This window comes from Cyclobacterium sp. 1_MG-2023 (genome assembly GCF_030546805.1).
GTDB lineage: Bacteria > Bacteroidota > Bacteroidia > Cytophagales > Cyclobacteriaceae > Cyclobacterium.
The window spans coordinates 1-9,935 of sequence record NZ_JAUOPC010000034.1; the positions used below are offsets into that span (position 1 = coordinate 1).

6 protein-coding genes are annotated in these 9,935 nt (G+C 33.3%); 1 reads left to right on the forward strand and 5 read right to left on the reverse strand.

Going from position 1 to position 9,935, the window contains the following annotated elements; translation table 11 throughout:
- Window positions 1-197 precede the first annotated feature (197 nt).
- The 5 genes from Q4534_RS23850 to Q4534_RS23870 all read right to left on the reverse strand — a co-directional run bounded on the left by Q4534_RS23850 (window position 198) and on the right by Q4534_RS23870 (window position 7,456).
- Entirely contained in the window at window positions 198-1,505 is a 1,308-nt protein-coding gene (locus tag Q4534_RS23850) for a nucleotide sugar dehydrogenase (RefSeq protein ID WP_303615672.1), read from the reverse strand.
- 4 nt (window positions 1,506-1,509) lie between these two features.
- Window positions 1,510-2,529 (reverse strand): DUF354 domain-containing protein, encoded by a 1,020-nt coding sequence (locus Q4534_RS23855; protein ID WP_303615673.1) that lies wholly within the window; start codon window positions 2,527-2,529, stop codon window positions 1,510-1,512.
- 70 nt (window positions 2,530-2,599) lie between these two features.
- Window positions 2,600-3,562 carry a sulfotransferase gene (locus Q4534_RS23860; protein WP_303615674.1) on the reverse strand — a complete coding sequence of 321 codons (963 nt, stop codon included), beginning with the start codon at window positions 3,560-3,562 and terminating at the stop codon, window positions 2,600-2,602.
- 94 nt (window positions 3,563-3,656) lie between these two features.
- Entirely contained in the window at window positions 3,657-4,949 is a 1,293-nt protein-coding gene (locus tag Q4534_RS23865) for a hypothetical protein (protein ID WP_303615675.1), read from the reverse strand.
- Between the two features lie 89 nt (window positions 4,950-5,038).
- The gene (locus Q4534_RS23870; protein WP_303615676.1) at window positions 5,039-7,456 is read right to left on the reverse strand and encodes a tyrosine-protein kinase; all 2,418 of its coding nucleotides are present in this window, start codon (window positions 7,454-7,456) and stop codon (window positions 5,039-5,041) included.
- An 848-nt stretch (window positions 7,457-8,304) separates the two neighbouring features.
- Here Q4534_RS23870 and Q4534_RS23875 point away from each other — a divergent pair.
- Window positions 8,305-9,699 (forward strand): undecaprenyl-phosphate glucose phosphotransferase, encoded by a 1,395-nt coding sequence (locus Q4534_RS23875; RefSeq protein ID WP_303615677.1) that lies wholly within the window; start codon window positions 8,305-8,307, stop codon window positions 9,697-9,699.
- The last annotated feature ends 236 nt before the right edge of the window (window positions 9,700-9,935 follow it).

Genomic DNA, 9,935 nt, shown 5'->3' on the forward strand with positions numbered 1-9,935 from the left:
TTTAAGGATTAAGATGCCAGAGAAAAGACTGGTATACTTTGCCGCGGAATGCTGGTATACTTTTGTCGGAATAATCACTTAGTTTAGGCTACCAGCTATAATTAGAATATTATGGTATAGACATTTGCTCCACAATCATTTTGGAAGCAAATGTCTAGTATTGAATTATAATAAAACTATTTTTTAGTCCCAGTCATTTACCAGCACAGGCCTACATAATTCGGAAGAGTTTCCAATTCTGGTATCCTTACTAAATCTATCAATATTTCCTTTTCAGATAACAGGTCCATATATGGTTTTGGATCAAAATTCTTGTGATTTAATAATACAATGTCAGCGTCTTCCAATGCCAATTTAGGATCATTAGTTATCAATTCTGATAAGTGGGGTAGGTGTTGATCTATAAACTGCTTATTGGCTCCAACTAATTTAGACATATGTACATTATTATCATAAATAGAAAGTTTGAAACCTTTACCTATCAATTTCTCTGAAATATCCACAGAAGGGCTATACCTTAAATCATCTGTTCCCTCTTTAAAGGACAATCCCATGAGTGCAATTTTTCTTTTTCCCGTCCTATTTATTAATTCAAATGCAATTCTTTTTTGATTTTCATTAGATTCATGGATAGCATTAAGAACGGGTGTGGATAAATATTGGTCATGGGCTAAAGTTACCAATCCCTTTAAATCTTTTGGTAAACAGGATCCTCCGTAGGCGAATCCAGGTTTAAAATAGACAGGGGATATATTAAGGTGGGTGTCCTTACAAAAGATCTCCATTACATTGTGGGAGTCAATGTTTAGGGACTTGCAAATATTTCCTACCTCATTGGCAAAGGAAATTTTCAATGCATGAAAAGAATTATTAACGTATTTGATGATCTCTGCTTCCTCTATTCCTGTTATTTCAATTGGACTACTTAGGTCTTTATACAAGGATGAAACAGTTTCTAATGCTTCTTGATGGTCGCCTCCTATTACGGTTACAGCCGGAGAATAATAATCTTTCACAGCGGACCCTTCCCTCAGAAATTCAGGGTTTGAAACAACTGAAAAACCTTCTCCTCTTTTCTTTCCGGAAAAAGTTTCAATTATTTCTCCAATTTTCTGATTTGTTCCGGGTAATACTGTACTTCGGATAACTACCACATGAAAGTCATCTTTTTCCTTTAAGGCCTCACCTATTTGTTCCGCAGTTTTGTAAATGAAATTTAGATTAAGATGACCTTGAGGTGAAGAAGGAGTACCTACACAAATAATGCTTAGAGTGGTAGCTTTTATAGCCTCAGTAGCAGATACAGTAGCAGAAATTTTCCCTTTTTCAAACTCCTGTTTGATGATCTTATCGATGTCTTTCTCTACAATTGTAGGTAAGCCCTTATTAATGAGCCCCACCTTTAGAGGGTTAATGTCCACACCAATTACTTCATGTCCATTTTTTGAAAGACACCCTAGACTTACACAGCCAACATAGCCTAATCCGAAAATTGAAATCTTCATATTTTTATTTTTTATATTTTAAAATTTGTGACATCATGAACTGATTCATATCATCCCATTCTTTAAGTAGGTTTTCTCTGATTTTAATTTGTTTCTCTTGGTCAAATTCAGCAGAAATATAATCGTTAAAGGGCTTTACGGCCTCCTCTACCGGGCAATGCTCTAAGATTCCTTTGTCAATTAATAATTGATTCGCTTTCATTTCCCTAATCCCACAATAGATGCTAGGAATACCTAACATAGCTCCTTCTCTTGCCATGCTATCTCCGGATGACACCATCAATTTTGAGAAATAAATTAGTGAATGGATATCGGCAATTGGCTCTTCCAAAATAGTCCAATTGTTGGGAAACTTGTCTTTTATACTTTTATCCTCTAAAGAAAGTAAAACCGGAATGTTTTTATTGATTTGATCGGAAAAACTACAAATAATAGCATCCTCCTGGTTATAATAATTAAAGGATTTATTACTTACTTCTCTTACAAATACATATTCATTCGGCTTAAGTCCGTATTTCTCTAAGACAGTTTCATCTGGTTTGAAATACGATGGGCTTAAGTAGCTCCACTCTTTAAGGCAATCAAATATTTCTACCTGCTTATTTTCTTTTACGATTGGAGGGAAAAATATTTTAGTGGAGAGTTTTGCATTGATCTTGTTTATGGCCTTCCTTTCTGGGTCATCATAAAACTGAAGCAGTGGAGTCCCGGTAAGTTTACAGGCCAAGGCCAAGGGGGCGCTGCTAGCTGAAATACAAATATTGAACTTCTCTTTTCTTATTATTTGTAAAAAAGAGGTAGTCCTCAAAACATTGCCATTCCAAAATATGGACCATTTAGTTCCTTTACTGCTTCCTACTTTTATTCGATTAAATTCTGAATATTCCCTATCAATAATTTTTGGAAGTTTACCGCGATCAAGATAGCAGATGATTACTGTCCACCCCAAGGACACAAGCTCCTTAGCCAAGCCCTTAAACAAATTAAGTTGCGCTGGATGTTTGATATCGATTAATATTTTCATAGGAGGAATTTAATTGGTGTGGTTTTTTAGTTTAAAACTAAAAACGATGCTTTTATAAATGTAAATTGGCTTATCTCTTATTGGAATGGAGTTTACTGAAATAGGAAAACCCTTCTAGCAGGCCTTTATTTTTCATATGAAATTGGAGTGAGTGAAGACCGTCCATAAGGGATGCATATTTAAGGTAAATTGGATTTAGGCTTATGCTTTTTCCTTGATAACTAATAGGATATCCCATTGAAACCATACCTTCTTTACCTATACCCTCTAATTTGCTGATAGTTTTTGAATTAAATGCTTTGATATACTTTTCTTTATTTCCTTTGACTACCGTGGGTTTACCCTTGGTAGAGCCTATGTTTTCAACAGTTTTTTGGAGGTTTTCCAAACCGGAAGGGTATTCAATGTTTAAGAATTCACATATTTTTTCCAATTGTTGAATTGGAGAATCAATAAGGTCTTCGTATTTAATATTGATAGAGTTGATTCCTAAATCATTGACTAATTTAGAATAATAGTTGATTTCAAGATTCCATCTATGAACAGATCTGAAAACATTTTTTCCCCAAGCATTTTTGGCAGATAAGCAATAGTCCCTTGGATCTCGTACGATATGTACAATATATGCATTGGGGAAAATCTGATGAATATATTTTAACTGGGAAAAGGTACCCGGAGATTTATCTCCCCATAAAAATTGATGATGTGGGCCCTTCGGACCATAAAAATTTAATATTAATTTAAATACATGTTGCCAATCATATACCGATAGCAAACGCTCAAAATCTTCAAAGGTGAAATCAAACCCATCGGCTTTACATTTTCCGTAGAATTTAGTTGTAGTTAGAAATTGAAAGTATTCAATCCTGTTTTTTAAAACACTAAAATCAAAGCTTTCACCAAACTGTCGAATAGAATTGTGAATTAGATAACTTTCGTTGTGAGGGATGTTGATTTTAGGATGTTGGTTTAGAAATGAACGTAATAGTTTAGTCCCACTTCTAGGCATTCCGAGTAAAATGACAGGTTTCATATAAATATTTTATAATCAGTTTTAAATTAAATAAGGTAGCAGGAGGTTTATGGGCCTTTGATAAATTCAAGAAAAACTAAATCTTACCATTATTTTACTTAACAAGCACATTATTTTCAGGGGCTAACCTCAATGATTTAACTTTTACAAGATTTAAATTAGGTGGCTTTTTTGGGTTTTTGCCTAGTGGGATATATAATAAGCCATACATGACTGCCATTGAGGAGATGGTGTGCCATCTTCCGGACATGAAAAATATTACAAAAGCCATGGAAATAAATAAAATGCGTAGATAATCCTCTCTTGTTTTAGTTCGTCTCCAAACTGAATAAAAGGCTGTAAAAACCATTAATAGGTACAACGAGAATCCAATTATTCCGCTTGCATGCATGATTGTTCCAAAGTCAGTGTGCAGGCTTCTCGGACCTAGTTTGCCTTTCCCATAATTCCCATGTGATGCAAAAAGCTCATAGCCAAACCATGGGCTGTAATCATAATATACAAACATGTCCTTGTAAATCATTTCAAACTCCATGAGTCGGGGTTCTTTTTCAAGCCCTCTTTCATCTAATTTACGATTCTCATACCGCTCCCAGAAAGCATCTAGAAAACCTGTTTGGTATATCACAAGGCTACTTATTATAGTAATAATGAATCCATATTTGAGAAATTCGAAAAATTGGCGAAAATTTAATAATTCCACCATTACAAATACTGGTGCTAAGACAATTAATAGCATTACTGTTCTTCTAAATGTAAGAAGGATAAAAAATGCAGCCACCAAATAAACCAATAGGAATATTAAATTTTTGTCTTTAATTCCTCTGCGAATGACAATATAGCCGGCAAATGGGAGGATGTTTAGGTTATCTAATGAAAGTGATCCGTACAAGAGTCCAGAAGTGGTGCCGTAGTAACCTGCACCTGTTGGCATGTACCTAAAGATGGATGAAAGAATTACATTGATAATGAAAAGGGTTAGAACGATAAATGCTGATTCGCTTATTGCCTCGAAAAGTTGATCTCTTGTATATTTTCTAGAAACCTCAGATAATAAGGGCACAAAAAAGAACACCAATATGGCCCCAAAAAATATTGGTCTTACTTCCGTTAAGTTCCTGGAGTTTGGTAATAAAAAGAAGTAATATAGAATCAGGAGGACTGCAAAAACATTTCTTTTTATAAATAATGGGTTACTTACAATGAAAAAAACAATAATTACTGCATAAATCAAATAGCTAATTGCTGCAGACAAATTCCTATCTATGAAGGCATAGCAAAAAAATATTACAGGCATATAAAAAATAGAAAGCTGTCCTTTCTTCCATATTATATACCCTAGGAATAGGGGAATGGTCAATTCAATTAAAAGAAAAAATGCCTTCATTCCAAATAAAATTTTTATGGTTTTTTTTTGTAATAAACAGCTGAAATTTTAAATGATTTAAAATTCAGGCTTCAGCCTAAATTGTTAGGCTAAAGCGCCGCATTATTTCTTCCAAAAAGTTTTTTAAACTTATGTTGTTTGCTCCCCGCTTCTTGGTAATATCCGTAACTAAATCCTTTATGGGTTAAATGCTTGTCTGAAACATCATTAAGAACTGCAAAAATATTATTCACACCCTTTTTCATTTTGATCTCATTGAGATCGTTGATGTATTCCTTTTTACTGAAATTGTACCTCAACACATAAAGGGTCAAGTCCGCTTGTTTCAAAAGTTCAAAGGATTGACTGATCAAACCTACAGGTGGTGTATCAAGAATGATAACGTCATACTTGCTTTTCAAATCTTCCATTAAAAGGCCAAATCTTTTTGATGCCAATAGGTCAGAAGGGTTCGGAGGGGTTTCACCTGAACTAATGATACTAAACAAAGGGAATTTCGTAGGCTGAATAATTTCATCTACATTGTTTACCTGTTCACTCAAAAAATTGGAAAGGCCAATTTTACTCTTTAATTCAAAATCTTTTAATGTGCTAGGCTTAAACATGTCACAGCTTACCAATATTGTGTTTTTTGAATTCAGAGAATAAATTGAAGCCAAATTGATCGCCGTAAAGGTTTTCCCCTCCCCGGACAGAGTGGAGGAAATGGCCACTGTTATTTGCTTATCTTTAGGGATAACGAAACTGATATTGGTTTTCAATGATCTAAAAGTCTCTGAAACCGCGGATCTTGGCTGTTCCAATACCGCCAAGGATCCTACTGTTTTACTTTTGCAAATTTTACCCAATAATGGTACTGCCAATTCTTCATCCAATTCAGCAGGGTCATTGATCTTTTTTTCCATTAGGATAATTGTGCTAAATATTGCAACTGGAATAATTATCCCCATAAAGAATGCTATGATATATATAGCTATTTTTTTTACTATTATAGGTTGATCCGATGGTTGGGCAAATTCTACGATTCTGCTTGATGAGGTATTTGAGGCCATAGCAAGAGCTGATTCAGCTCTTCTTTGTAATAAGAAGGTGTAAATACTTTCATTTAAGGTGAAACCTCTTTCTATCTTAATTAAATCTTGTTGCGTAGTTGGTAAGCGTGTGAATTGTTTTTCTGCTGTCTGAATCCTGTTTTCTAAATCTTCAATCAGGTTTTGAGTGTTATTATTTATATTCCTTAATGCCTCTAATAACAAGGTAGTGTTGTCTTCAATTTTCCTTGTAACGCCACTTACCAATGGAGAAGCCTCAGTTAAGGTGTTCAAGTAATAGGACCTTTCTTCCTGCAGGGTTATTAAATTTTGAATTAGATCATTTAATACCGGATCTTCTATACCAATGCCTGATGGTATTATGATTTGATCATAGCTCTCCCTGACCAGATAGGTTTGTAAATTTGTAAAATATTGCCTTTTCCATTTTTCTTGGGAGAGTTGTCTTTCTAATTCCGTAATGGCTTTATAAACAGAACTTCCTTCCGCTTCGATATTGTAGGTTTTATTTTTACTTCTAAAGGACTCTAAGCTGGTCTCAAAATAATTCAAGGAATCAGCTACTCCTGAAATTTGTTTGTCAATAAAGTCAACGGTATTTTTTGAAACCCTGTTTTTTTCTTCCAATTCCATTCCCATATATACCTCCATTAAATTATTGAGGTATTCCGCTCCCTTTACCGGATGAGATGTGTTTAAGGTCAAGCCAAGGATAGAAGAAGTTTGATCGATAGGCCAAATTTGAAGATTTTCACCTGCATATTTTCCAAGAAGACTTTGTTTTGTATTTAATTGAATAAGAATTTCTCCTTCAGAGGCATTTTCTATAAGTCCAATTTGAATTTTTGCTAATGGGAAATCAATCCATTCTCCAAATTTAAATTTTTTTGATTCGAAATTATCTAGTTCTATTTTTTCACTTGGTAATCCGGGAAGAAATTTAAAATAGGATTCCCCTGGGAAGCTTATTGAAAAAGACTCTTGGTCAGTCCATGAAACTTTAATTTTATCTCCCAAAATCTGTGGGTGGTTCCAATCTACTTGTACAAATATTGGAGAGCTTTTATACAATTCCGTATCTGCTAGCACTCCTGGTTCAAAGTAATCAACACTCAAATCCATTAATTCTAAAACTTTCTCTGCCACAGGCTTTGATTTCATTAGTATGGATTGGTTTGATATGTTTTGTCCCGGAGGCTGATAACTAGAACCCTGGGGCATACCGGTAAGATCAATTAAATTGGAATTTAAATTGTCTGTGATCATGAATTTCCCTCCAACCTGATATACTGAAGGCGTGGACTGGTTATAATAATGTGCCAAGCCCAATGTGATCACCATAGACGCTAATATAAATGGCCAATAACTAAGAACTTTTTTAATAAATTTTATTGGATCAAATTGATTTTTATCTTCCATATATAAAAGTTGGTTGTCATTTTGAATAGATCTCATATTGGTTTGGTTCTATACTTTATGCTGTTTATCTATTACGCTTTCTCGCTTTAATCCGAAAAAACTGGTTACAATAAAGTTGTTTTGGAACATAAGGTAAAAATTCCCTAATAACTTACCTTTTGACTTCATTCTTAATTAACAGAGATTACTTACTTAGTTTAGAATGAAAGGCATTTTCGGGTCCAATTGTAAATAGAATGACTAAGATAATGTATTTTATAAATAATAAAACGTATTTAATGTAATTTTTTTTGAATTTCACATAAAAAGGCGCTGCTCGCACCCTGTGGGAACCTAATTTTTAATTAATTCCAACACTTAATTCTTCTTTGGAAACTCCTTTATTTTTAAAATCATCCAAAATGTATTGCTCAAATAATTTTATCCCGTTCTAATGATTAGAAAAAAAATATATATAATTTTTTTAAGATTTCGAAGCTTTTTCTATCTAAAATTATTTATTTTTTTTGTATAATTTAAGGTTCCTCTCCTTTGTTTTTTAGTCAAAACGATTTTCGAATTGGAAAATTTTAAGAATGTCTAAAAACCAATTTGAAAGGCACTTTAATGTTTTTTAATGTATTTTTATTGCATTTTATTTTTTTATTGAAATTCAATTATTTACCTTACGTATGATTTAGCGTTCGGTAAGTTTGTTGATAATGGTTTATATATAACCCAAAAAACCCTAATTAGTATAAAAACTACCAAAAATCTACCAGAAATCTACCAGAAATCTTAGAAACAAACTGTTTATTGTTAGCGAAGTTCTTGCTGTTGCAAAACATCGCTTTCATGCATTTATGTATTCGTGTTATTTTATACCCTTATACCAACTTTGAGCAATGACACACTTCCAAAAAAGAAACGTTCCAATTTTAGTTTGCGGAGACCTAGTTAATTTATCTTTGGCATTTTTCATTTCTCTCTATTATGTGGAAATTAATGATGCTTTTCTACAAAGAATGCTATTGTTAATTTTACCTACACTTTTAATTCTGTGGTTAGTGATTGGAAACTTTAATAAACTATATGAGAATTTAGGGAATAGGCATTTTCTAAAGTTAAGAATTGGTAACTTTCTAAAAACATACCTTGTTCTGACGGGGATAGTAGTTTTTGTTTTTTTAATGTTTTCTTTCCCTGAAGAGGTGAGGGACTTACATGCTTCTATCCTGCTTGGAATTCCTGCATTTGGAGTTTTTACCAACCTATTGCTCTTTCAAGGCCTCAGGATTAATCAAGATAGAAGTAGAAAAATAAACAATATACTTGTAGCTGGTTATGGAAATCAAGCTCAAAAGGTGGAGTCCTTTTTGACTGCTAATCCTTTTTCCAAGTCTTCTTTGCAAGGGTTTATAGATTGTAATTTAGAGAATTGTAATGGTTTTAATGCTGAAAGAGCCGTTACTAATCTTGATAACCTGAATAGTTATCTTAGCGAAAATTATGTGAATGAAATTATTATTGCTCTTCCATTTCATGAAATGAATTCTATTAAATCTATCGTTAAAATAGCAGATTATCATGGGACAAGGGTTCATTTTATACCCGATTACAAAGAAGTTTTTGGTGAAAAATACAAAACAAATCAGTTCGGGAATCTTGAAGTTGTTAATACCCGGCAATTGCCCTTGGACAATGCTTATTACAATTTCTTGAAAAAAATATTTGATGTAGTGTTTTCCTTTACAATGTTAATATTGTTGAGCCCGATATTTTTAATTATTGGGATCTTGGTCAAGTTAGATTCTCCGGGCCCAGTTTTTTACTTACCTGAAAGAATTGGAAAAAATAGCAAGCCATTCCGTTTGCATAAATTTAGGACGATGAGTTGCTGTGATGATCCTAAAAATGGAATTAAATCAACTACTTTTAATGATCCGAGGATCACTAAAATCGGAAAGATTCTTCGTAAATATAGCCTTGATGAATTGCCTCAATTTATAAATGTACTACTAGGGGATATGAGCGTAGTTGGGCCTAGACCTCATAGAGTTCATTTAAACCAAATGATGCAAGCAAGTGAAGATAAATATATGGTAAGGCATTATTATAAACCGGGGATTACAGGTTGGGCTCAGGTAAATGGATGGAGAGGACCTTTAGAGACCTCTGAACAGAAAAAACAAAGAACAAACCACGATCTTTGGTACTTGGAAAATTGGTCTTTTTGGCTGGATATTAAAATTATCTTTTTGACTATTTTTAGTCCCAAAACCCATAAGGCTAGTTTTTAGGTCAAATAGTATTATTTCATTGTTAAAAATATAATTAGTTCGAAATCACTACCATTATTTAAATGACACTTGGTAACTTAAGTAGTGATTTTAGTTTTAGTACGATTACTTTATTTTCATGATTTCATTCCATACCCACCCAAAATTAACCTCTTTTAATCTTAGATTAACGTTTTAACTACTATCAATGATGATTGCTAAGAAGGTGAAGAGTTACTTGAATAAATCGTTTTCTG